This window comes from Yersinia nurmii (assembly GCF_001112925.1).
In the GTDB taxonomy this organism is placed as follows: Bacteria; Pseudomonadota; Gammaproteobacteria; order Enterobacterales; family Enterobacteriaceae; genus Yersinia; species Yersinia nurmii.
The window spans coordinates 67998-93861 of sequence record NZ_CPYD01000001.1 but is presented as its reverse complement, the minus strand read 5'-3'; the positions used below and the strand labels follow the sequence as shown (position 1 = coordinate 93861).

The following is a 25864-nucleotide window of genomic DNA, read 5'->3' as shown; positions in this document are numbered from 1 at the left end:
GATAATGGCATTTTATTTCTCTTCGTTTGAAAACAGGAAACCACCATTACCACTGAAAACTCATTGGGCTACTGAGTTTTTATGGCAAAGTCTGGCGGTTGCTGCGCTTATCTTGGGGGCAAACTATATCCGATGGCGCTGGATGTATTCACTTAATTACGATGCACTTTGGTATTCAATCCCCTTAGTTATGGCTGAAACACTGGCTTATATTGGTTCTGTTTTATTTACTATAAATCTCTGGAAAGTAAGAGATATTCCTGTTCTTCCCGCACCTGAAACCATCGATGACTGTATAGCCCCTGCAGAGATGCAAGAAAGGCGTCAGATAAAAGTTGATTTGTTTATTGCCACTTATAATGAAGATGTCGAATTGGTACGCTTATCAATTCGGGATGCACTCGCCGTAAATTATCCCTTCCCCTTAGATTATCGTATTCATGTATTAGATGATGGTAAACGAAGCGAAATGGAGGCTGTCGCAATACAAGAGGGAGTTAATTACTTAAGTCGGGAAAATAATGTTGGATACAAAGCAGGCAATCTTCGTCACGGGCTGGATATGACGGACGGTGACTTTATTATTATCTGTGATGCCGATACCCGAGTTTTCCCCACAATATTGACGCATACTTTGGGGTATTTTCGCGATATTGATGTTGCGTGGGTCCAGACTCCTCAGTGGTTTTATGATTTACCGCAAGGCAAGCGATTACCTGAATGGGCAAAGCAAAAGCTAGGGTCAGCAGGCTATTTTGTTGGCAAAGGGATTGAGACGTTGGTTGGTCCGCTGACGGTGGGACACGATCCCTTTTTTAATGATCCGCAAATGTTTTACGATGTCATTTTACGCAGACGTAATTGGGCTAATGCGGCTTTTTGTTGTGGTGCTGCATCAATTCATCGTCGCGAGGCTATTATGCAAGCTGCGCTACGTCGCTATGTAGATAATATAGAAGATGAGATTGAACAATATACAGGTGACGTCACTGATAAAGAAACCAAGGTAGACTTGGCTAAGGCTATGTTACCTCATGTGGTACATGATACCGAGCTGATGCCATATAAGTTTCATGTTTCAGAAGATATTTATACCTCTATCGTTTTGCATGGTGATCCTGGCCGTAAATGGCGTTCTGTCATGCACCCTGAAATAGAATCAAAAATGCTTTCACCGCAGGATTTATTGACCTGGATGATCCAGAGATTTAAATATGCAGCTGGTTCAATGGACATTGCGTTGCATGACAGACTTTTCACCGGCAAGAGGATCAAGCTCAGTGCAATACAAAAATTAATGTATGGAACCACTTTTTGGTCCTATTTTGCCTGTATCTGGAATACGGTATTTTTGATTGCCCCATTGATTTATCTTTTCACGGGTATCCCCCCTGTTTCGACTTACTCATCTCCTTTTTATTTGCATTTTCTGCCCTTCATGATTGTCTCTGAATTAGCATTTATGTTTGGAACATGGGGTATATCCGCATGGGATGGGAAATCGTCTTTTCTGGCTTTATTTTCTATGAACTTACGAGCATTGGATACAGTGCTCCGTGGAGAAAAAATCAAGTTTCATGTGACGCCAAAAGAACGCCAACAGGGCAATTTTTTATCTTTAGTTAAACCTCAACTCGCCATTATTGGGCTGACGTTATTGGGGTTGATTTGGGGAGCGATTCAGATAGCCGGAGGGAACATAAAAGATCCCTCTGGGTTTGTGATCAACATCTTTTGGGGGGCGGCAAATATTGCAGCTATGATGCCGATGGTTTTAGCTGCGCTTTGGCAACCTGAGTATGCTGAATCCACTGTGCAGGAGGGGTCCTGATGTCATTCAAATATAACCTCCTTAAGGCGCGAAGTTATCTGGCGATGGTGATCGGTATTTTAATCGCTTTCTCTGTTGTGTTGTATGTCGAGAAGAACTCTCAAGATATAGAAGACTCCCGTGTCCATATCACCTCCAGTATTGGCCGGCCGTTAGCACCGACTCCTCGACCGTTGAGTTCCGAAGAAATAGTTTGGGCTAAGGCTGCATGGCAATATTTTATTAATAATACTCAGCCGAGTGGTTTAGTTAATTCTGTGGATAAATTCCCATCGTCTACAATGTGGGATACCAGTAGTTATTTAATGGCGCTGATATCAGCGCAACGAATTGGTATTATCCAACAAGATGAATTTGATACTCGAATCAGCAATGCATTAGGTGCATTGGCTAAATTGCCACTATTTGAAGGTAAATTACCCAATAAAGCGTATAATACACAGACTTTGTCAATGGTTAATTATATTAATCAGCCCAGTACGAAAGGTATAGGTTGGTCGGCTATTGATATTAGTCGAATGATGGTGCCATTAAATATAGTAGTCTGGAATTATCCCCAGCATGCTGCCGAGGTCAATAAGGTTATTTCACGTTGGCAATTAGAGGCGCTAGTGGCCGATGACCAATTACAAGGCTCGGTAGTTGATCAAAAAACTCAGGCCATTTCATTGCATCAGGAAGGGCGTATGGGGTATGAACAATATGCCGCACGAACCCTGCAATTGGTAGGTATTAATGCTAGTTTAGCCCTTGATTACACTGCACATCTACAATTTATTAAAGTTGAAGGAATACTGGTGCCTGATGATGACCGTATCTCGCAAAAAGACGGGGCGAATACATTCATTGTCAGTGAACCCTATATTTTGACTGGCTTAGAGCTGGGTTTTGATCTTTATTCATCAGAATTAGCATGGCGGGTTTTTAAGGCTCAGGAGAATCGTTTTCAGCGCACAGGTATATATACCTCCGTCAGTGAGGACCATGTGGATCAAGCTCCTTACTTTATTTATAGCACACTGCATTATGCTGATGAAGATTGGGCTGTAATTACGGATAAAGGCGAACGCGTTGATCAGTTGCGACAGTTATCAACCAAGTCGGCATTTAGTTGGTATGCCCTATGGCGCACAGCTTATAGTGAACACACACGAAATAAATTAAATAGCTTGATGGATTCGAACAAAGGTTGGTATAGCGGAATCTATGAAGCTAACAATAAAATAAATACTTCACTAAATGCCAATACTAATGGTGTGGTGTTAGAAAGTTTGGCTTTTATCCATGGTGGAAGACTGCTTTGTGCTGCCTGTACTCAGGCGATGCAATCCGTTGGTGCAACAGATAAACAACTAAAGTAGGAAGGTTTTATAATGGGCAATCAGTCATTTTTGATAAGGTTAAGTCTCATTGTTAAGGCTGGCTGCTTAATTTTGATACTTTCGACCATACCGTCTTTTAATACTTTTGCCGAATTACCCGATGATAAATTAGCTGCTGAAAACTACCCTGTGCGGCACGGTGAGTTAACGCCCAGAGAGATGGCAGTTGCAGTTAATGCCTGGCAATATTTTGTCCATAATTTACAGCCTACAACAGGGCTTGTTAATGCAGTTAATAATTATCCTTCAACCACCATGTGGGACAGTGCATCTTATTTGGCAGCACTGGTTTCAGCACGCGAGTTAGGGATTATTAATAAAGAAGAATTCGATCATCGTATGTTACCATTTTTGAAGACACTGAATAACTTATCGTTATTTCAAGGGCAATTACCCAATAAAGCCTACAACACTATAACGGCTGAAAAAGTTGACTACCTTAATAAACCGGGTGAGATAGGATTCTCTGCTATTGATACTGGGCGTATGTTAATTTGGTTAAAAATTATTAAAGAACGTTATCCTGAATACGCCAATAGTATTGATAACGTGGTCTTGGGCTGGGATTTTTCACATGTTGTCGATGATTGCGGTACATTATATGGCGCGATATTAGATAAAAATAACATGCCTCAGTATGTACAGGAAGGGCGATTGGGCTATGAGGAGTACGCCGCCAGTGGCTTCCAACTTTGGGGTTTTTCAACCTGTCAGGCATCACGACCTGAACCTTATGATTTGGCTAAAATTTACTGTGTATTAGTGCCTTATGATTCACGGGACCCGCGAACTAATAATCAACATAACTATGTAGTGACTGAGTCGTATATTTTGCATGGTTTTGAAATGGGATGGGATCGTAGTGATGATCGGGCCAATAAAGCGGGAAGCTACAGCCATCCGTGGATGAAGAACTTCGCTAATCGCGTCTATCAGGCGCAGGAAAATCGTTATCGTGAAACGGGGATACTGACTGCACGTTCAGAACATCAGTTGGATAAAGCCCCTTTCTTTGTTTACGACACGGTTTTTGCCGATGGTTATAACTGGAATACAATCACCGACCAAGGTGTTTTTGTCCCCGAAAATGCGGCAGTATCATTAAAAGCTGCATTAGGTATGTGGGTATTATGGCATTCGCCCTATACCGACAGATTATTTGATGCGATAGAGAATGCCAATGTGAAAGGATTTGGCTTCAATGAAGGGCTTTATGAGAATGGACATGGGCCGATAAATGAATTTACGGCAAATAATAATGGCATCATGTTAGAAGCTTTATTTTTCAAAAAAGCAGGGAAAATACTTCGGTTCACCAGTGGTGATCCTAGCCACAGCGACTATATACCGTCGTTGTGGGAGCGGAAATTAATTAACGAATTTGATACGAATAACAGCAAACGAAATAGGCCATATATTGATGCAACGCCTAGCCTGAAAGCATTTTGTGATCAAACGGGCATCGCGATACGTAAAGCACCAAATTGTAAGAGCTGCCAGTGTGCTCAGTGTCCAGATGAAAGCAGCAGTAATAATAATTTATTTAAATTACCGGCAGCAACATCATGCGCAAAACAGTGACGTCTGCCGCTATTGCCTGGGTTATGGGGGCTGGGCTACTAGGTGCTGCGTTTACGGGCGGTATGTTTGTGGCAAGCAGTATTACTCCTAGTTCCGTTGCCTATTCAGCCCGTAGTGGTGTGATATCTGATAATGAGCAATTATGGGCGAAAGTCGCTTGGCGTTACTTTGTTAATAATACGCAAATGGGCACTGGGTTGGTTAATTCATTGGATAATTACCCGGTTGTTAATTTCTGGCAAATCGGTGACACCCTTGTTGCATTAACCGCAGCAGCCCAATTAGGACTTATTAATCGGCAGGAGTTTGATCAGCGCCTCTCACTATTATTAGCAACGATCAGTCAGTTACCTTTGGTTGAGGGGAAAGCGCCAAATTTGCTTTATAACACCGTCAACGGGCAGATGACTGATTATACTCACCAGACAACAGCGTTGGGGTGGTCGGCACAAGATATCGGCCGCTTAATGGTTGGCTTGAAAGTTGTTGCGCGTTTTTATCCTGAATATGCCGAGTATCTGGATAAGGTGCTATTGCGATGGAATTTTTGTCAGATTATTGATGCTGACGGTGAGTTGTTGAAATCGTCTACTGTTAATGGCCAATTTATAGCCAAGCCAGAAGGCGTGTTGGGTTACAGCGAATATACCGCTGGCGCGTTTGGTCTGTGGGGGTTTCCTGTAGGAATATCAGCTAATCTTCCTTATAACACCACGTTTATTTACGGCATCCCCATTGATTTCGATATCAGAGATGCTCGTATAACCTATGTACCCTCTATTGTTGTCAGTTTGCCTTATTTACTGACGGCGATGGAATTAAAGAGTACCCCAATATTTAAGCAGCAGAAAAAAAGGATAGATAATATCTATCGAGTACAGGAAATCCGCTGGCAAAAAGAGCATATATTGACGGCACGTAGTGATTACTTCACCTCGGTTGCGCCATATCATGTTTACGATACGGTGTTCGCTAACGGTTATCATTGGAATACTATTAGCGAGAACGGGCAATACCACCCTGATTTGGCATTGGTATCAACCCGCGCAGTTTTTGGCTTATGGGTTTTGTGGAATAGTCCGTATACCGATGCATTAATGCAGTTGACTCAGATGCAGCATGATGAAAAACGCGGATGGTATGAGGGACGTTATGAAAATAATGGCGCGTATAACAAGACAATTAGTCTGACGACTAATGCCATGGTATTGGAAACATTGCTCTATAAAGTGGCGGGGAATTTAATTAATACCGATCCTACTGCAGGATATCTGGACGTGCGTATGAGTGATATTTTTTCACGCCCGCAATTATGCCTGCCGCAAGAAAGAGTCATCCTTCGAGAGGTCGCATCGAAATGAACATTAATTATCGGTGCAGAGCTTCTATTTTAAGTTTGGGTTTTCTTTTGCAACTAATCTCGCCGGTTGTTGTTGCTCAGTTGCCATCCACTTTAGATTTGTCCGGTCAGTGGCGAATACGGGATGGCAACCCGCCAGCTTCTGAAGCTTGGCGTGATACCCTTGATGACAGCCAGTGGCAATATTTGAAAGTGCCCGCTAATTGGTACAGTGAGGGTGTCGATCATCAAGGCGTATTATGGTATCGAACCCAATTTACATTACCGGTTTTAGATACCGATGATATGGCGACCTTGGTATTCGATGGCGTTGACTATCAAACGGATATTTGGCTTAACAATCAACAAGCAGGTCAACATCAGGGCTATTTTCAACGATTTAGCGTCGATATTACCGATATAGCTCGAATAGATAATGTGCTGGCTATGCGTGTTGATAGCCCTTACGAAACTCCGGGAAAAATTTGGTCATTTCATAAGCGACTAATTAAGGGTGTGTTCAATCATCATGACACCCGACCCGGAGGGGCGTGGTCGGATCGCGGACAAGATGCTAATTCGGGGGGGATCTGGGCTCCGGTGGCGTCACATATCAGCCGTGGCGCCGTTATCGATAATGTACTGGCGGTGCCTGACTGGTCACGGGGGCTTGAACATCCGATTCTAAAAGTGAGTTTGGATTATCGTGCTAACCACAACCGTTCCGCTGTTATGTTGCTACGTCTGATACCCGATAATTTCATCGGCCAATCTTATCAACTGGAGAAAAGTGTTTCATTGGTTGCCAGTCAGCATAATGCACAAACTCTTACAGCCAATTTTCTGCTTGATAACCCCGTATTGTGGTGGCCGTCTGGTCATGGGAAACAAAATCTTTATCGACTGGAGGCCAGTTTCTCCGATCGTTTTGGCATGATGGATATGACACATGTTCGCACCGGCTTACGACAAATTGCGATAGATCCGCAAGAGCAAAGTTGGTCAATCAATGGCAAGCGCCTATTCATTAGAGGGACGAACTATATTGGTAGCCCGTGGTTGGGAAGCTTGACGTCAGCCGATTATCACCGTGATTTAGTAATGATGCAGCAGGCCAATATCAATGCCATAAGAGTGCATGCCCATGTGGCTGGGCGTGCCTTGTACAGTCTGGCTGATGAGATGGGGATACTGCTCTGGCAAGATTTTCCACTGCAATGGGGATATGACAATTCAGCCTCTTTTGCCAGAGAGGCCGCCAGACAGGCCGCAGATATGACTCGGCAGTTTGGTAGTCATCCAGCGATTGTACTGTGGTCTGGGCACAATGAACCTCCCTGGGACGCTACGTGGATGCAATATCGTTATTCAGACTGGCGACCAGACACCAACCGAGCGTTAACTGCGAGTGTTGCGCGAGTGCTTAGTCAAGACCCTAGCCGGATCACTCATGCTTACTCATCAACCGCAGAACACTACTGGCAAGGGTGGTACTCAGGGCAGAAAAATGATCATCGTAAACCGGCAACTACCTCAATAATCAGTGAGTTTGGCGCACAAGCCTTACCTGATTTGGCAACGTTAAAAACGATAATTCCGTGCGCTGATCTGTGGCCAAAAACGACGGATAAACAAGATGAAGGTTGGCATATCTGGGCATACCATAATTTTCAACCTCATGAGACATTTGAATTAGCTAAAGTGAGTCGCGGGCCGAATATCAATACGTTTATCAATAACAGCCAACAGTATCAGGCAAGTTTGATCCAACTCGCCGCAGAAAGTTATCGACGCCAACGTTATCAGCCGGTCGCTGCATTATTTCACTTTATGTTTACTGAAAACTGGCCGTCAATTAACTGGGGCGTTGTGGATTATCTCCGCCATCCTAAACCGGGTTATTTTGCTTTGCAGCGAGCTTATCAACCTGTTTTACCCTCCATAGAACCTAAAACAGAAAATTGGGGTCAGGGACAGACAGGGCGTATTGATTTATGGGCCATTAACGATCGCTGGTTCGACTATCAAAAAGCATCATTACATTGGAAAATATTGCAAAGTGGCATGATTTTATCTGAGGGAACGCAGAAAATAAAACTAATGGCGGATAGCGGTCAAAAAGTGATTGAATTACAAGTTACACCTCGTAGCATTCAACCAGTGAACGTAATGAGTGACATTATTAATGAACGGGGTGAGATATTAGGCCACAATGAACTAGAAATTCACATTCAACCCTAACTCATGCTGTTCATTATTAACTGAGAATACTTAAGTGAGTTTTGATTGCGGCCAATACTATCTTAAGTAGTAGAGTGATCCTATGCTATTAGCCAATAGTGATGATAAGAGTATAGATATTATATGAATCCTTCTCCATTCGATGCCCGTACCCAGCAATCATCCTCATCGTGGCTTTCATTTAAGTTACAACAAAATATTTTGCTGCCACTGGTTATTTTCATTATTGGACTGGTTATTTCAGGCGTGGGAGCCGGGTGGCTTTATAACGAAATTGAAGCCAATGCCAAAGTCGATTTTCAACGCAATGTCGATCGAGTCTCTGGAGAAGTTGAGCGGCGTTTCAATCTCCCTATATATGGGATGAATGGTGCAAAAGGAACCTATGCGGCGGACGGTGATTTAACCCGTGAACAATTTCATGCTTATGTCGCCTCGCGTAATTTGCCGGTGGAGTTTCCTGGTGTGAGGGGATTTGGTTTTATTCAGCGGGTGCAACGCAACCAGTTAAATTCCTTTATGGCTGATACCCGTGCTGACGGTGCACCAAACTTCGCTCTACGTCAATTGCAGGATAAACAACATGATGATTTGTATATTATTAAATATATAGAGCCATCAGAAGGAAACCAAGGTGCGGAAGGATTAGATGTTGGATCTGAGTCGGTACGACGAGCAGCGGTACTCTCGGCAATAGACAGTGGTAAGCCTACGCTTTCAGGCTCAATTCATCTTGTTCAGGCTAACGTTAACACTCCTGGGGTACTGCTTTTTGTTCCTGTTTATATCTATGGCTCAAATCCTACCACCCCAGCTGAAAGGCAAGCGTCATTAGTGGGTCTTCTTTATTCACCCATCGCCATTGCAGAATTATTAAGTGATATTCCTGAGTTTATGAGTGGGCGAGTGGATGTTGAACTGTTTGATAGTATCAACGACTTGTCTGATAAAAATTTGGTCTTTGATGCGGATGGTAGCAAATCCGCTAATTTTGTCCCTACAGAAGAGCATAGCGATAAAGTAATCTCTGCGAGAATATTCCATAGTACCAATGTATTACGGTTGCCGGGTCGTGATATGACACTGCGAATCAGTAGTACACCTACGTTCGAAGCACAGATAGAGCGTTATGTCCCATGGCTGTTATTTGCTTTTGGTTTTTTGCTAAGTTCGGCATTGGCTTTACTTATTCGCCAGCAAGTCAGTGGGCGTAATCGGGCAGAGATGTTGGCTCGGAATATGACCGCAGATCTTGAACGCTTGGCTTTAGTTGCCAAAAATACTTCTAATGCCGTCGTTATTACCGATGTAAAGCGTAATATCGTTTGGGTTAACGAGGGATTTGAACGTATTACCGGATACAGTCAAGCCGAAGCTTTCGGCAAGTCGCCGGGGAGATTACTGCAATGCAGTAATACCGATCGAGGTGTAGCCAGTCAGATCAAGGTAGCGTTAGATGCCGGAGAGCCATTTAAGGGTGAAATAGTCAATTGTACTAAATCAGGGCAAGAATATTGGATTGAGCTGGAGATTCAACCGCGTTATAACGATAAGAATGAACCTATCGGTTTTATGGCTATTGAGTCAGATATTAGTGAACGTAAAGCGACTTATCAACGTCTTGAAGCGGCCTTACGTGAAAATAATGCTTTACTCAGCACCCTTAATTTACACGGTATTATTTCTACCGCAGATCGAGATGGGATAATCACCGATGTTAATGACGCATTTTGTACCATTAGTGGTTACAGCCGCGAAGAACTTATGGGGCAGACTTACCGCTTAGTTGATTCTCATACACATTCGACTGATTTCTGGCAATCGATGTGGAATGATATTGCTAATGGGATCTCGTGGCGTGGGGAAATCTGTAATAAAGCTAAAGATGGTACTTTATATTGGGTCGATACCACAATTGCTCCGTTTAACAATAGTTCTGGCCAGGTTGAGCGATATATTTCCATTCAAGTTGATATTACCGCTAATAAAAACCAACAAGCCAATCTTATTATTGCTAGAAATCAATTAGTCAGAGCGGCAGATGTTGCTGAGTTAGGTATTTGGACTTGGAATATTCCAGAAGATACGCTTTCTTTCGATGATCGGATGAATGATATCTATGGTGTCCCCGAGGAGTTACACCATGCTCCTATCCCGTTGGCATATTGGTATAGTCTTTTGCATCCAGAGGATATTCCCAATGTTAAAAGCGCGATAAAAGCGGCGTTAGAAAATGAAAGTGTCTATCGCCAGATTTTCCGTATTGTAGTGAGAAATCAAGTCCATTTTATTCAATCAACTGGAACGGTTGAGCGGGATGAAAATGGAAAAGCCTTATTGATGATGGGAATTAATCGCGATATTACTCAACAACGTGAGGCCGAAAATATCCTCAAAACAGCAAGAGAAGCGGCTGAAAAAGCTAATAAGGCCAAATCTGCATTTTTGGCTAATATGAGTCATGAGCTGCGGACCCCGATGAATGCCATCCTCGGCATGCTGACATTACTACGTAGGACGGGTCTTGATAGAAAACAAGCTGATTATGCTGTTAAAAGTGAAGCCGCCACGCGCACTTTACTGCGTTTGCTGAACGATATTCTGGATTTCTCCAAAATCGAATCCGGTAAAATGGAACTGGAATGCATTCCTTTTGATATTCATGTCATGCTGCGTGATTTGGCGGTTATCTTATCGAGTTATCTGAAGGTTAAAAAGGTTGAGGTCTTATTTGATATTGACCCTTCACTACCCCAATTTGTTGAGGGAGATAGCATGCGGCTTCAACAGATATTAACCAATCTGGGGGGCAATGCGCTGAAGTTCACCGAGCTGGGTGAGGTGGTGCTTTTCATCAAGGTTATCAAGCAGGATAGCCATCAAGTGACGTTGCATTTTGGGGTGCGCGATACCGGAATTGGCATTGCACCAGAGAATCAAGAAAGTATTTTTAGTGGTTTTACACAAGCAGAAGCCTCGACAACGCGCCGGTTTGGTGGCACGGGCTTAGGGCTGGTGATAAGCCAGCGCTTTGTTGCACTGATGGGGGGGACGCTCACCTTAGAAAGTCAACCGGGTAAGGGGAGTCTGTTTCATTTCACTATAACGTTACCGCTGCCTTCTTATACCAATTTGGTTATTAATAATGAAACACCAGACACGTTGGTAAGTAGAGCACAAGCATTGAATAATTTACGGGTCTTGATTGTTGATGATAATCCGACAGCCTGTCACCTGATCAAACAGATGGGGGAATCGCTAAAATGGAGCGTTGATGTTGCCACCAGTGGTAGTGATGCACTGCAACTGATGAGACAGCAGCATGATAGGGGGATTACCTATGGGGCACTCTTTATTGACTGGCAAATGCCGGGGTTAGATGGCTGGCAGACCAGTAAATATGTGCGTGAACTGATGCCAGTCGATAACGGCCCTATGATTGTCATGATAACTGCCCATGATCGCGAAATGTTATTACAGCGCAGTGAAGAAGATCAGGCATTACTGGATGGTTATCTGGTTAAACCGATCACGGCATCTATGTTGTTGGATTCAGTGATCGATGCATTAAGTGAACGCAAACAACCTGATGTTGTGAAACCGGCAATAGCTGAATCTTTACACCGATTGTCTGGCATAAGACTGCTGATAGTGGAAGATAACCTGAATAACCAGCAAATAGCCCGTGAGTTACTTGAGGATGAAGGGGCAGAGGTCAGTATTGCCAATCATGGCAAAGAGGCGATAGAGATATTAGAACATCATCCGTCTTCATTTGATCTGGTCTTGATGGATTTACAAATGCCGGTCATGGATGGCTTCAATGCGACAAAGTATATTCGAAAAAGTATTGGGTTAAAAAACTTACCGATCATAGCCATGACAGCCAATGCGATGGTCTCTGATCGCGATGCCTGCCTTGCAGCTGGCATGAATGATCATATTGGTAAACCCTTTGACTTGAATAATCTAATACACATCGTCCTAAAATACAGTGGGAAAGCGGATGTTGCCGCCGCGGTTAGCCATATGCCCCCTTGCTTGTTATCTGATGAATTAAAAAATGTGGCGGCAACGGCAGGAATTGACGTTGATGCTGCCCTCAATCGATTAGGCGGCAATATTACGCTATACCAAAAAATGCTATCGCTGCTCAGTGAGGATTTGGCTAGTTTCCCTATTCAGTTAGAGACATTGTTGACTGCAGGCGACCATATGTCTGCATCTCGTCTGTTGCATACCATCAAGGGACTTTCCGCACAGCTGGGGGTCTCTGAACTCTCTTTGAGTGCGGGGCAGGGGGAGAAGTTATTTAGCCAGGGGGCAATACCCACAGCAGACACGATTAATCAATTACTGAGCGAGATGCGAAATAAAGTATCCGCTATACAATCTGGGATAGTGACATTAATCCAAATGTTATCGCAGGATAACGTTAGTCATGTTTCGGCGGAGGTATCTGATATACAACTTATTGAGTCGGAACTGAATCGTTTGATGTTGTTGTTACAAAACTCCGATATGGCTGCGTTAGAAGTGATGAATAAATTGATGATGACTTTTGCTGAGCAACTTAATGGACAATTATCTACCCTTAACAATGCAGTAAATCAATTAGACTTTGCCAAAGCTATTCAGTTATGCCAAACCATAATGGTTAATCTTCCAACTCGGAGAAATTAGAAGATATGACGATAATCCATTCTTTTTCTCAAGATTTGGCCTTGAATTTACCTGGAGTTGGGAAACCTAAGATCCTTATTGTTGACGATCATCCGATAAATATCCAAATGCTCTATCAAGCATTCTCTTCGGATTATCATGTGTGTATGGCAACCAGCGGTAAACAGGCGCTCGACGTCTGTATCAGCCAACGTCCAGACTTGATTCTGCTGGATATTGAAATGCCCGGTATGAATGGTTTTGAGGTCTGCACTAGGCTTAAGGCATCGCCAGATACGCAGGATATTCCTGTTATCTTTGTCACTGCACGTATTGATGAAGAGACCGAAACCCGCTGCTTTAGCGAAGGTGCCGTAGATTTTATCAGTAAACCGATTAACAGGAATACCGTTCGGGCTAGAGTGAAAACACACTTGTTGCTTAAAGCTCAATCTGACTTATTACGCCAACTCGTCTATTTAGATGGATTAACCGAAGTACATAACCGACGTTACTTTGATAAACAGTTAGAACTGGAGTGGAAACTATCAAATCGTAACCAGACTCCACTTAGCATGATTATGATTGATGTTGATTTTTTCAAGAAATATAATGACTTATATGGGCATCAGGCAGGGGATGATTGTTTGCGGAGGGTTGCAACGGTTATCCGAGATACTCTCAGACGCCCTGCGGATCTGGTGGCCCGCTATGGCGGCGAAGAATTCATCTGTTTGCTCCCCGACACCGAGTTAGTCGGAGCAATGGATATTGCGGAAACTATTAGACTGCAAATTCTTGAGCAGAAAATTCCCCATTCTGGTTCCACGGTTTACCCCTTTGTCAGCGTAAGTTTGGGGGTCTGTTGTAAAGAAACCAATAGTGCAGATTCACCCTCAAACCTTTTGCTCAAGGCTGATACACAACTGTATCAGGCAAAGAATAGCGGTAGAAATAAAGTGAGTGGACAGTGTGTTATCTGAGTAAGGTAAAAGGGATGAAACCATATTTCATATAAAATGTTTTAGCCGGTGCAGTTGTTGCTTCGATATATCAGGCCCGCACACCGATAGTTGAGCGTGCGGCATTCAAGATAGTATCAACCAGTAATGAATCTCCGCTCCCTTGACCTGTATTGGCAACATGCTTGGTAAAATGTGTGCGCAATGCTATTGGTGGTAGAAATATGAGTATCTCAGCCAGGCCGGAGTGTCACTAAAAGTGGAACTGCATACTAAGAACGACAATGCCGGGGAGAATAACGCCGCCTTCTAGGCCAAAATGGTCATTAAAATCATACTGGAGGGCGTGATAAATATAGGGCGCAAAGCCAATCCCAACGGCGTCCTTGATATTTCTATAAATCCCTTCATCGCCACAATGGCTAAATTGAGAAAAGAAAAACTCTCCTGCATACGCATACCCGCCTTTGAAGGTCCAATGACCCTTTTCCCACCAGTCTTTTCGCACGCCTAGCAACATACATCTGTTGGAAAAGCTATTGACTAAAGTTCCAACGGATAAACTGTAATCTGACTGGGCATTTAATTTTCTCTCTACAGCAATATATTGATTATCAAAGTATTGCGTATAGTCAGTTTTGGGTTCATATGCATGAAATATAAAAGCCCCTGGATTCACAGAGTAAAGCTTGTCATTTGATGCGATAGCACTGGTTGAAATAGCCATCAAAACGGTGGCGATAGCCGCTCTCATTATTTGTACCTGCATATGTTCGTGTCGTCACGCTCGGTGATGGGTTGTTTATAGAGGCCCAAGTTTGGAACTGTGTACAGTTCAAACTTAATCGTAGCAGCCTAATTTTGTTCCGGCGTTAATAATAGGTAGATAAACGGTTTCAGTTTTTCGCCTGTTAACCAAATTGGTATTTTTTATTTAAAGAAAACAGCGATTTTACATTTTGCCTATTCAGCCTGCTTAATCAGATAAAGTTGCCCGGCTTTCTGATGTTCTCCCTTTGACTCACAAGATGCCTTCGCCGTCTCTCAATAATGCGATGAACATAATTGTGTACTTGTTACCTGAATTCAGTAAGGTTTTTATACACGCCAGCGTTTTTACAACACTGGCATCTAATTTTTTTGAATACCCTAGGCGTTTTAATTACACCACATTGACTTTTCCTAGGCTGCTGTTAACACTTTAGTGATGCTTATCAGAAATTATTGTCTAAGTGTGGCCTGAACCTGTGTGCCCATACGGTTATTATGACGATGAGCTTTGCACATGCGCGCCTTACGAATATTACGGCTCGGAATGTTTTGTGGGTGAACGTTTTATTGGTGTCGCCCCTTGGTTCCATGGTCTTGGTGATTTTTACGGTCACGTAGATAACCGGTTTGATCCCCACAATGGTTTTTGGCGCATTTCCGGAACGTGTAGACGCACCTTTCCATCATTTCAGAAGGAACGAGATGCACAATGACCGTGGTGAATATGCCGGCGGTAGCAGAAAATCTTTTATCAGGTTATTTATCGCACTTTTAGCTTAAGGAAATACCAATGAATAAATTTATCTTTTGTGTTTTTCTCTGTGCCCTTTCTGGATGTTCCGGCGGGGATCGCTCCGAATTGGGCAAAGCCCCCGCTGAATCTCTGGATGCGCAAACTTGCATGGATGATATCAGCGATGCAAATAGCGATTGCGCGCACTCTGTCGAACCAAAATTTAATTAACATGATGGCTTTCAGATAATAATTAAAGAGAGACCTAAGTCTCTCTTGGTACATGAAGTAAAGCTAGTCGTATTTTAATTATGCAGTGTCAATGTCATGATTAAAGTCTTGCATTTATATTCGCCTATTTATGCAAGTTAGCCGGAGGCTTTTTAAATATTAATGCTTGCCGGGATGTTTTCAGGAATCAAGTAAGTATAAGGGAAAGGGCGATCATCGTTCTTTCTATTAATTGTCTCAGTGATCTCCGATAGTTCATTTCGGAAATCTTTTAGGTGTTGGTAAATAATCGGGTTCTCTTTTCTGGTAAAAATTTCTTTCCCTTGCCAATCAATATACTCTCCCAAATAGCCATGATGAAGCTCTCCGAGTAGGGTGTAAATTTCAACCTTTCTTAGTGAGCGGGCTATGCTGGGAATCATATTTATCCATTGTTCCTCTGTATTATCTTGCCGTTGTGTAGGTTTTTTATGATGCAAGGTACCGGTACTGGCTGGAGTGTATATCATCCACGGAGGTTGAGTGAAGTTTACCGCAGCATGTTGTGCCGAGCAGGTGAATATTATCATTGTAAGTACATCTTTTATTTCATTCTTATCAGTGACTTTTCGGAATCCATTGATTCTGCCGTTGGCGACAATATCATCCATCCAATCCATTAAATATTTATCTTGTTCAAGTGCCTTGTTGGTTTTGTAATAATATTCAATGTATTTAGAAACCCAGTCTTTAATAGCACTCCAGATCAGCAGACCGTCATCACGATAGGGATAATCGGGTAAGGCGGTTATATCATCTACGCCACGGATTTTTAGTTCTGTGGGTAAAAAATGCTCATAGAAATTATAATTGAGGCGTACATCAATGACTTTTTGCGCCAGGCTTTCTAGCGGGGCGGCAAATAAACTGTCAACGAATTGCCCTGCGCCCAATAACGCTACAGTCGCGTTATGATTAATGCGGTTAGTCCCTTCAAAGTGTGAAATCAATAAATCATGAATTGGATGTTTTTCAGGTAATTTACGCACGGTTGCGAGCGCAAAAACTTCAGCTAATAAATGTGTCAGGCCTAAGTGAGTTGATAGTTGATGTTCTGATTCATCGGCAGTCTGAATGACGTATTTTGCGCGCTCCCAACCCCAGAAATGCTTTTTATCTAACAAGGGTAAGAACATAGGATTATTATTTTCAGGATTTTGTCCGCATTGGATAGCAACGGCAACCAATTTTTTTGTTATTTTACTGACGGCAAATAAGGCAATAGCAGCATAGGAATATCCTGTTACGTTTTGAGTTCCGGGGCCATTCTCTTGCTTAGAAAACCCATTCTCAGTAACGGCTGATTCAAGGTAGTGATAATCCAGCATGTAGATCCGTTTTTCCTTCAGTGCCAATGATAAACTATCATTTTTACCCATGACGGATTTGTATTGAGTATCGGTTAGCGGGAATTTTTCAGGAATATGCTGTACGCCGCGCAATGCGACGGGATTACTGCCTGCGACTCGCCAATAGGAAAATAGATCATTGTCATGCATATGATCGGCAACAAAAGGTCGATCGATAACCGTAAATAGCTCGTCATATTTTTCCAAAGAATATCTTAGAACTGATTTTTTATCTGGGAAATACTGAGTTAGCGCGTTGGTTAATGTATTGACCTCGTCATTTATATCCACCTTTTCCCAGTCAGGAGCTGAGTGAAAAAGGGTATGATATTGTTTGTTGACAGAATTAGTTAATTTCCTGATCGCTTTTTTTTCTTCGGGCGTAGGGTTGGGTATCAGCGAATCGGTATAGTTTGAAAAGTTATCGGAAACTCGTTGTATGAGCTCATCGAGTTTTTGTGTATATTCGGCTCGCGGATGGAAGTATTTGTCGATATCAACACCTGGTTTTGAGTCTAGCATAGGAACCCCAATGAGAGGGGACAGATTGGTGGTCCAGTTTTTATCAATAGTATTTTTCATGGCTATATCCTGATTTTATCCCTATTTCTTTTGATTGAAATGAAGGAGTTAATAAATGCTGGCCTCGAATTTAACGTAGCTTCAACGGCCAGGATTACGAAAGGCGTAACTATCCAAGCTAATAATCACGGCTAATGCTTGGAGGTTTTGCGCTGAGTACTGAATTTTTTTTTCTATCTATTTTTTCTACACTACGTTTTTTTCATCATCATTAGCCTCCTCAATGGGATTAATTAATTACTGCTAATTAACCTTTCTGTATTAATGCTTTTAATTGATTATTCAGCATGTTTTTAATGGCCTTATGAAATCACGCTGGCTTTTCTTCGTGATATTTATTTTCTTTTGATATTAATTCGCCAGATGATTTAAGTCCTGTTTAATTGGCAAGTCAACATTAGGATTATTGCTAATTGGTTAATTTGAACGTGTGTCGTGAAGTAACTAATAGATGTGTTGATTAATGCAGGTCAGCGCTATGATTTCTTTCCTTAAGACATGCCTCGGCAGTATAAATATTTTTTTATTTATTATTTTTTCCAAACGATGATAATTAGCAGTTAAGGAATACAACTTATCTCTCTTATCGTTATTGATAGCAAGTAACCGAGATTTCTTCTGTTTTAGCATTTTACGGCTAGATAGGGCGGTCAATGACATCTATTGGCTACGGTTACACCGTATATATAGCGTCTTTGGCGGAGGAGGACTAGGGGGGATTATATTTTTGCTAACTATATTGTTCGTATGATTAGTTCTGCATCAGTCAGACGCAAAGGTTTGCAGTTTATGCTAGCTCATTTCATTGCTTAATACAGGCAGACATTGGTCATTAACACGGTTTGTTTGACGCATTTAAAAGCTGAACTATCACTTTAAACAAGGTAAATAGTATCCAAAATATTATCGCAAAATCGACCGAGCGTCTGGTAATGGTGACGAAAATCATAAGGTGTAAAAATTTTAGTTAATCCCTACAATATGTTAGATGCCAAGTCATGCATCCTAATGGAATTTTTTCTTCGAGGTAAAAGCAGTAAAACCTGCGAGTGTCGGGCATTGGATGATATGCAAAATAGAATGAATAACACCGGTAGTTTTAACCATAGAGAGACAGATATGATCGATATACGGGACGTCGAGGCTGAGAATTTTTTTGATGTCTGTGAGTTAACATCGAATAGTAATGGGATCGGCACTCTGTTAGAGGAGTTTGTTTGTTGTAACGCCATTTCACTTGCTGAATCAAAATTTTTCCCAGAGTGTGAACCTAAGGCATTATATTTTAATGAGACCTTGATCGGTTTCTTTATGTACAAACAGATACCTGGTGAATATACCGAAGTAGAGCTTTTCCGCTATATGCTGGATTATAAATTCATAGGAAAAGGGTTGGGGCGCTCTTCATTTGAGGCAATGCTCTCCTTGTTCAGGAATAACGGCGTGACAAAAGTCACCTTAATGATAGAGGAGAGCAATCTGGTTGCGAGGAAACTGTATCTTTCTTGCGGTTTTAGCTTTACCGGAAAAATTGAAAAAGGTGAACATTATTACAGCCTGAGTCTCAATAACGATTGATCAAGGATCGTGCCGACAAACCTGTCCTCCTTCTATGATGTTTTCTGCTCATGCCTTATTTTGCATCTTGGCGCCTTAGCGCCGTATATTTTCTCGAGAATCCAAACTAAGGGGAATGCTGCCGCTTCCAGTGGCAGATAGCCGCGAGGCTCCAGATACTATCTTCGCAATTTTGCCGTTGGTTAGGGGCTAAGCCTATGGGAATAACTGAGGTGAAGCTCAACATATTGGCAAAGTTGATGTTACTGAAAATCCAGAACGATAGGCCAACAGTGACAGGCATAAGCGTATAGCAATGAGATGCAACACATACAAAGGGACTTGAGCTCACTTGTTGCAAGCTGTTTTTTTCTGGGATTAAAAACAAAAAACCCTTACACGAGGTAAGGGTTGCCAAATGGCCAACACCAGGGAAAGTTAAGATGATTTTATTGATTATAAGGATATTGAATCTTATTAATGTGATTCATGTCACGCATTTATTTATAACTCAAATAAATTCAATGCATTAATTTGAAGATTAATAATTGTGCTTATGTCAAATTCGCTATAAACATTATTTAATCTAATGTTTATATTGTTTTAATAAAAATAGTAAATCATAGAAAATTGTTCATCTGCCTCTTATTTTCTCGGTACCATCCCTGAAAAATGGGTGGGGCTAGGTCTTATCCTTATCGGAATCTGTAGCCTTCTGAAAGGTAAAAAACGATAACGCCGTTATTTTTGTGACAATCGGTCTTTAAGGTTTTGTCATCGGCGGTTTACGAAGAATATGATTTAGTGATGTTGATTCATATGGTTATAGGATTTGTAACGATGAGATATGCGACGGTTTTATATTTTGCGGGTTATTTTATTTTCTTATGACCTTTCGCAAATTGACGCTGACTAATCACTTATTTAATGTGTGGCTTTATTTGCCCGTGAATACAGGAATACCTGATTACATCCTGCCATTCATTTCCAACGCTCCGGCTGTAGAATCTAACAAATTGAAATCAAATTTACCGCATCTCGCTGTTAAGTTGGTAAGCATTAAAGCCTCACTAGGTTTGCAGGCTAAAGCGGCATTCCTCTCACTCATCGCGATAATGCGCAAAACCGTCGGCTAATGATAGAGAACGCTCAAAAAGACCCAACCGTCGGTTGAGAAGATCTGTCGGTAGGTTAACAAACGCTGGTCTTTTATATGGGGCTGAATCAGGCGGCAGAGACTCAGTTGATCCGCAACGGTATGAATATCACCATGCCGGTTGCGTGGGTGGAAAAAGGTACTTGTGCGCAGCAAAAAGTGATGACCGGCGAGTTTTCCGACTGAGCAGAATTGACGTTACGGGTGGAAAGTCCAAGTTTTAATCTTCAAGGCTCGCGCGTTGAACGAATATCGTTTCTCTAAAGTACGTTCGAAGGTCATGATTAGCGTCAGTATTTCCAGCGGTCGTCTGACGCAAATTCCTCCCTAACTTTAGCTTTATGCTGAAATAAGGGAGGGCTCCATTTATTTATTATTAGACTTTATGTTAAGCCATTGAATTAAAAGCGGGCGCTTAACCCAATATTATACATAAATTGCTCGCCGCTGCTCAGGCCGGTGGTCTGTGATATGGAGGCAAACGAGGCCACGTTATCCGTGAGCGGCACGCTGGCACCGAGGGTGAGATTCACCCAGTTCTTATCCTGTCTGGCGCTGTCCCGGACGAAATGGGTTTGGGTTGATTTCAAGCCGCCACCGGTCCGGTAAATGTCATCCCCAAACTGATGTTGGTAATTCACTTCGGCATAAGGGTTAAATAAGGATAATTTGCCATCCAGCCGCCAGCCCAGAGATCCTATTTGCGAATGATAATTTTGATCGCTGAAGCGCATGGCTGTACTGTCGTGACCGTTTTCGCTATATCCCGATACATTGCTGTAATCCAGTGCAAATTGCGCCATTGGGCCAGTGGTCAGATAATTGGTGATCGGAATATTATATCCAGCAGTGAATCTGGCTCCCCATTGTTTTCCATCGGTATTACCGGTTTCAGTTCGGGTCAATGGGCCGATCTGCATATTACGGCGTATATCATCGTAATTCATGCTGGCATAGTGTACGTCTGCATTAATCCAGGCATAATCTGCGAATTCTAGAGCACTGAAGGCCGAAAGCAGCAAACCACGCGCCTTATAATCGTAACGGCTGGAAGGCCGCTGATTATCATCCGATCCCGCCATTAATGCGCCAATCAGCCAGTTTTCGGTCAACTGATAATCTATCCCTAAGGTCAGATTATGAGTCGTGGCATTGCCATCTCCGGCTGCAATGTTGGCTGAATAATCATAATGCTGCCCGGCATAACCGCCAAATACGCCAAATGAGTCCTGCGGATTTTTATGAGTGCGTAATTGCTGGAAGCGACTATCCAAGGTGGCACGAGTGTCGCGAGCCATTGCCGCAGTTGCCTGCGTTAGCGCAGCGGCTTGAGCGGGGGCGTCAAGTACCGCCTGAATATAATCGGCTATCATCTGATGCGCCTGCGGACTTGGGTGAAAATGATCGGAAAATAGGTAAGATTGGGCAGAGTCAAAGCCTGCCTGACCCGAAGTACAAACCGCTGAAGAAACGCCTATCGGGCAGGGCATACCCGCCGTATTGGTAAACCCGAACAGATTCGGGTTACTAATAACTTCACCGAATAGTTTATTCACATCGACACGGACAATATTGCCGCCACCTTGGGCGAGCAAGGCGTCCTCACTATTATTATAAAAATCGGTGAGTTGCTCGGCCAGCGCGCTTTGATCGTCAAAGGCAGTAATGAGCCGATCGGCTATCCCTTTTTGTATTTGTGGAATAGGACTGATTTGTTTAGCGGCAGCGGCGAGTGCCTGATGAATAGCCTGAGTGCGGGAGAGATTATCCGGCGTAGTCAGGGCATTTAGCGTGCTGAAAGCGGCCTGTAAAGCACCGGGGACTGCCGAAGGCTGTACGGCAGACAATCCCTGTTGAATAACCCGTTCCATTAACATTGGGGTTGCGCCGATATTGGGCACGGTCGGAACGATAACCGTATCAGCTCCGGCATTGAGTAAAGCGTGTACCTGCGTTGCGGCGGCGGCAGCGCTGCTATACGCCACGCTGGGTGCGCTGGACGGGTTTGAGGCCGCCGCGGCCAAATCGTTACCGCCTATCCAATGCAGATACAGGCCGTTACTGTCGGCCTGACCGTTCACTCGCTGTAAGTAACTTTGTACTTGATTCTGCGTATTGTCTGCGGGGTTGAGTGTTGGCACAGCAACGGCACCGCCAGCAGCGTAGTTAAACCCGCCTTTATCCGACGCGACTAATGTCACGCCTGCATTTTTCGCCAGAATCTCGTCGTATAAATAATGTTGGTTGTTATCGTAGGTGAATCTGCCGTTATTTCCGGTATCACTCAGACTGTCGCCGAAAACATATACATGGTCGTAAGCGAATGTTGGGACACTGGCGAAAAAAAATAAAGCAATGGCCAGTGCATCCATGCGATACGGATGCATTATTTTGATAGGCATATATCAACTCCCTTGAACCTAAATATGAAAGAGGAAACTTTTTATCATCGTTCCTGATGTGACAATCGCTACCTAAATATTGTCGGTTTCTTGATTTAGTCAAGGCGAACGGATTTATTCCTGCCTGCAGGCCTATGAATCAACATCGAATTATGACCAGTAAGCTGCCGTGAAACGGGCTTTAGCGACGATGAATCGATAAGCAGGTGTAATAAAGGGGGGGAACTGGCAAAGTAGAGCAAACCTCAATATAATCGGTTAATTCATTCACTATAAATATATTAAGGAGGATTGCTATGTTGACTCGTGAATTGTTTCTTTTTTCACCCGTCCTCAGTCATCGCAACCGCTCAAGCGTTACCGGTATCGTGCTGCGATAACCAGCTTGAGCGAAGCTAACTGACAATCTGAGAACTTCCCTCCGGCTTACCGGTTATCGTCAGCTTTATTGACGAGAGGCATACTTATGCCTGCAAAACTTGAGTAAGCACATGACCACATTACTTTCTGCACAATCCATTCGTTTTGATAACACGTACGGCCCATTGCTGGCTGAGATTTCTTTTGGCCTGAAAAAGGGTGACCGCATTGGTTTAATCGGCCATAACGGCAGCGGAAAAAGTACCTTATTGAAAATACTCAGCGGTGATTTGGCCGCAACGTCCGGCTCAGTGACGACCGCAAACCAGTGTCTGATGGCGCGGGTAGAACAGCATCTTCCCCGTGCGCTGGCGAATAGTACGTTACTGGAAGCCACTCTTAATCATCTGCCAGAAAGTCTTCATCAGCCCGAAACTTGGCAGGCGGAAGCCTTGCTTGCTAGCCTGGGATTTGATGAAGCAGCCTGGAGTCTGACGGCGGGTACGCTCAGTGGCGGGCAGCATACCCGCTTATTGCTGGCGCGCGCGTTGATTCGGCAGCCTGATTTGTTGTTGCTGGACGAGCCGAGTAACCATCTGGACCTTCCGACATTGCTGTGGCTGGAGCAGTTTTTGCAAAACTGGAGTGGCAGCTTTGTGCTGGTTTCCCACGATCGCTGCCTACTGGATAGCGTGACTAACTGCACTTGGATTTTGCGTGATAAAACCTTGCTGTTTATCCGCTTGCCTTGCACTCAGGCGCGGCAAGCGCTGGTGGATCAAGATATAGCCGATGCCAACCGCCGACGGGCGGAGCAAAAGGAAATTGATCGCGTGGCAAAAAGCGCCAAACGGTTAGCTCTTTGGGGCAGCGTGTACGATAACGATAAGCTGGCGCGCAAGGCCAAACAAATGGAGAGGCAGGTTGATAGGCTGAAAGAAGATCAAACCGAAGTGACGGCTGGCAACCAGTGGCAATTGCGGTTGAACGGTGAAGCATTGCCCGCGGATCGGGTGTTGGCGCTTTCAGCATTGCAAGTGCGTCCGGCGACTGAGGCTCCGGTACTGTTCAAACTCGATGAAATGCGGGTGAAAAGTGGCGATCGTATTGCGCTGGTGGGCCAGAATGGTTGCGGTAAATCCTCGTTGCTTCACTGCCTATGGCGAGCATTTAGTCAGCCTGAAACGGCTGACAATGGCGTGGTTTTTCATCCGCGGGTGCGAGTGGGTTATTACGACCAGAGTTTGCAGCAACTGCGGGACGAAGACACGCTAAGCGATGCGTTGACGCAGTTCAAACCCTTGACGGAAGAACAACGGAAAATGGCATTGATCGGCGCCGGTTTCCCTTATCTACGTCATCAGCAACAGGTTAAAACGCTGAGCGGTGGTGAGCGTTCACGCTTACTGTTTATCGGTTTAACCTTGGCAAATTATTCGCTGTTACTACTGGATGAACCGACCAACCATTTGGATATGGAAGGGAAGGAAGAGCTGGCCGAAACGCTGAAAACCTTTAGTGGCGCGGTATTGCTGGTATCTCATGATCGAACGTTGATTGAACAGAGCTGTAATCGTTTCTGGTTAATCGATAAACAGCGTTTGGAGGAGTGGCACGATCTGGCACCGGTTTACGATATTTTGACCGACAAACCTACGCCCGCCGCCACGACTCCGGTTGAGCCAACATGGGAAAGTATTGCGCAACAGGAAACTGAAGAAGAGCACTTACTCGCGATGTTGCTGGATCTGGAAAGCAAACTGGAAGGCGATCTGGCGCGGAAGCCCAAGCATCAAAAACCAGAGTTACAGCGCCAGTGGCAGCATGAAATTGCACAGTTAAGTCGACAGCTAGGTTTGGTTTAAAAGGTAAGAGGAGCATTCAGGCCGCAGAAATGCGGCCCGTTTATTGGGTGTTGTGTTTTATTGTTCCCTCGACTTAATTAGCAATCAAATACTGAAAACCCAACCCGATGCCGTTCATAGCAATATGTGGCGTGATTGGTATCAATAAACTTTTAGATTTTACTCTGGCGACGGACAACACCAAGGATATGAGGAATAGCAGAAGTAATGTCATCATATCAACATATTGGGTGTGGGTTACAACAAAGACTCTCGAAGTGACAATCGCTGACCAGCAAATATTATCATTAAACCAATAGGCAAAAGCACCAAACAAACAGCCTCTGAAAATAATTCCTTCGTATATCGGAACAATAAATATCAGTAATAACGGATTTATGATTGAAATATACCCACGAAGTGAAACTTGCTCCGTCATCCACTTTTCTGATTTTTTTATCCCCTGCAGACAAGGCCCGATGAACTGAATGGCAAGTATGACGAGCAGTAGTATCAGAAAATGGCGATAATAAAAATTTCCTTTCCCCCAAGTCGTCACTTTTTCTAAAGAAAAACTAATATAATGGAACGATAATACTGAGCGCTAATAGATACAGAATAGAGGGAGCCGAAATCCCTGTCTCAGCAATTCCTGACTGTGTGGCATAAATAAAGGGATGCAGGTGATACCCACATCAAGAAGAACATCGAGAAGCAGTCTGAAACTGCCTTGTTTTTTAGTAAACTCATTATCGGCCATGCTATATCTTTACATTCTATCCGACGAATGAGCCTCAACGCACTACAGGGCACATTGTCTTTTTAGTAGAGCGCAGCCTTTA

At 43.4% G+C, this 25864-nt stretch carries 15 protein-coding genes; 11 read left to right on the top strand and 4 right to left on the bottom strand.

Annotation, left to right across the window (positions count from 1 at the left end; genetic code table 11):
* The first annotated feature begins 4 nt into the window (after positions 1–4).
* From AD970_RS00395 to AD970_RS00365, 7 genes are all read left to right on the top strand, one after another.
* Positions 5–1831, top strand: a complete 1827-nt coding sequence (locus AD970_RS00395; protein WP_049596372.1) for a glycosyltransferase family 2 protein — start codon at positions 5–7, stop codon at positions 1829–1831.
* Positions 1831–3192, top strand: coding sequence for a DUF3131 domain-containing protein (locus AD970_RS00390; RefSeq protein ID WP_049596371.1), 1362 nt, complete (start codon positions 1831–1833; stop codon positions 3190–3192). Before AD970_RS00395 ends, AD970_RS00390 begins: the two co-directional genes overlap by 1 nt.
* Before the next feature lie 12 nt (positions 3193–3204).
* Positions 3205–4794: a DUF3131 domain-containing protein gene (locus tag AD970_RS00385; RefSeq protein WP_053215252.1), complete on the top strand. Its 1590-nt coding sequence runs from the start codon at positions 3205–3207 to the stop codon at positions 4792–4794.
* The gene (locus AD970_RS00380; RefSeq protein ID WP_235786883.1) at positions 4779–6155 is read left to right on the top strand and encodes a DUF3131 domain-containing protein; all 1377 of its coding nucleotides are present in this window, start codon (positions 4779–4781) and stop codon (positions 6153–6155) included. Before AD970_RS00385 ends, AD970_RS00380 begins: the two co-directional genes overlap by 16 nt.
* A complete protein-coding gene (locus AD970_RS00375) occupies positions 6152–8374 on the top strand; it encodes a glycoside hydrolase family 2 protein (RefSeq protein WP_049596370.1) in 2223 nt (740 codons plus the stop codon). The genes AD970_RS00380 and AD970_RS00375 overlap by 4 nt, the downstream gene beginning before the upstream one ends.
* A 123-nt stretch (positions 8375–8497) precedes the next feature.
* Complete coding sequence (locus tag AD970_RS00370; protein ID WP_084728090.1) at positions 8498–13057, top strand: PAS domain-containing hybrid sensor histidine kinase/response regulator; 4560 nt, start codon at positions 8498–8500, stop codon at positions 13055–13057.
* Positions 13058–13062: 5 nt separating this feature from the next.
* Positions 13063–14019 (top strand): diguanylate cyclase, encoded by a 957-nt coding sequence (locus tag AD970_RS00365; RefSeq protein ID WP_049596369.1) that lies wholly within the window; start codon positions 13063–13065, stop codon positions 14017–14019.
* 232 nt (positions 14020–14251) lie between these two features.
* On the opposite strand, the gene AD970_RS00360 is transcribed toward AD970_RS00365, so the two are convergent.
* Positions 14252–14752, bottom strand: a complete 501-nt coding sequence (locus tag AD970_RS00360; protein WP_049596368.1) for a hypothetical protein — start codon at positions 14750–14752, stop codon at positions 14252–14254.
* 807 nt (positions 14753–15559) lie between these two features.
* On the opposite strand from AD970_RS00360, the gene AD970_RS19455 reads away from it, so the two are divergent.
* Positions 15560–15733: a hypothetical protein gene (locus AD970_RS19455; protein ID WP_157045406.1), complete on the top strand. Its 174-nt coding sequence runs from the start codon at positions 15560–15562 to the stop codon at positions 15731–15733.
* Between the two features lie 152 nt (positions 15734–15885).
* Here the strand turns inward: AD970_RS19455 and AD970_RS00355 are convergent, their stop codons facing one another.
* Positions 15886–17703, bottom strand: a complete 1818-nt coding sequence (locus tag AD970_RS00355) for a lipoxygenase family protein (RefSeq protein ID WP_049596367.1) — start codon at positions 17701–17703, stop codon at positions 15886–15888.
* A gap of 1080 nt (positions 17704–18783) precedes the next feature.
* Here AD970_RS00355 and AD970_RS00350 point away from each other — a divergent pair.
* Positions 18784–19281, top strand: coding sequence for a GNAT family N-acetyltransferase (locus tag AD970_RS00350; RefSeq protein WP_209429055.1), 498 nt, complete (start codon positions 18784–18786; stop codon positions 19279–19281).
* Positions 19282–20473: 1192 nt separating this feature from the next.
* Positions 20474–20602 (top strand): hypothetical protein, encoded by a 129-nt coding sequence (locus AD970_RS20310; protein WP_268872096.1) that lies wholly within the window; start codon positions 20474–20476, stop codon positions 20600–20602.
* 215 nt (positions 20603–20817) lie between these two features.
* Here the strand turns inward: AD970_RS20310 and AD970_RS00340 are convergent, their stop codons facing one another.
* Positions 20818–22818 carry an autotransporter domain-containing esterase gene (locus AD970_RS00340; protein ID WP_049596364.1) on the bottom strand — a complete coding sequence of 667 codons (2001 nt, stop codon included), beginning with the start codon at positions 22816–22818 and terminating at the stop codon, positions 20818–20820.
* Between the two features lie 491 nt (positions 22819–23309).
* Between AD970_RS00340 and AD970_RS00335 the strand changes: the two genes are divergently transcribed.
* On the top strand, positions 23310–25043 hold the full coding sequence (locus AD970_RS00335; protein ID WP_049596363.1) for an ABC-F family ATP-binding cassette domain-containing protein: 1734 nt from the start codon (positions 23310–23312) through the stop codon (positions 25041–25043).
* 73 nt (positions 25044–25116) lie between these two features.
* Here the strand turns inward: AD970_RS00335 and AD970_RS20400 are convergent, their stop codons facing one another.
* Positions 25117–25461, bottom strand: a complete 345-nt coding sequence (locus AD970_RS20400; protein ID WP_328286826.1) for a CPBP family intramembrane glutamic endopeptidase — start codon at positions 25459–25461, stop codon at positions 25117–25119.
* Positions 25462–25864: the final 403 nt, after the last annotated feature.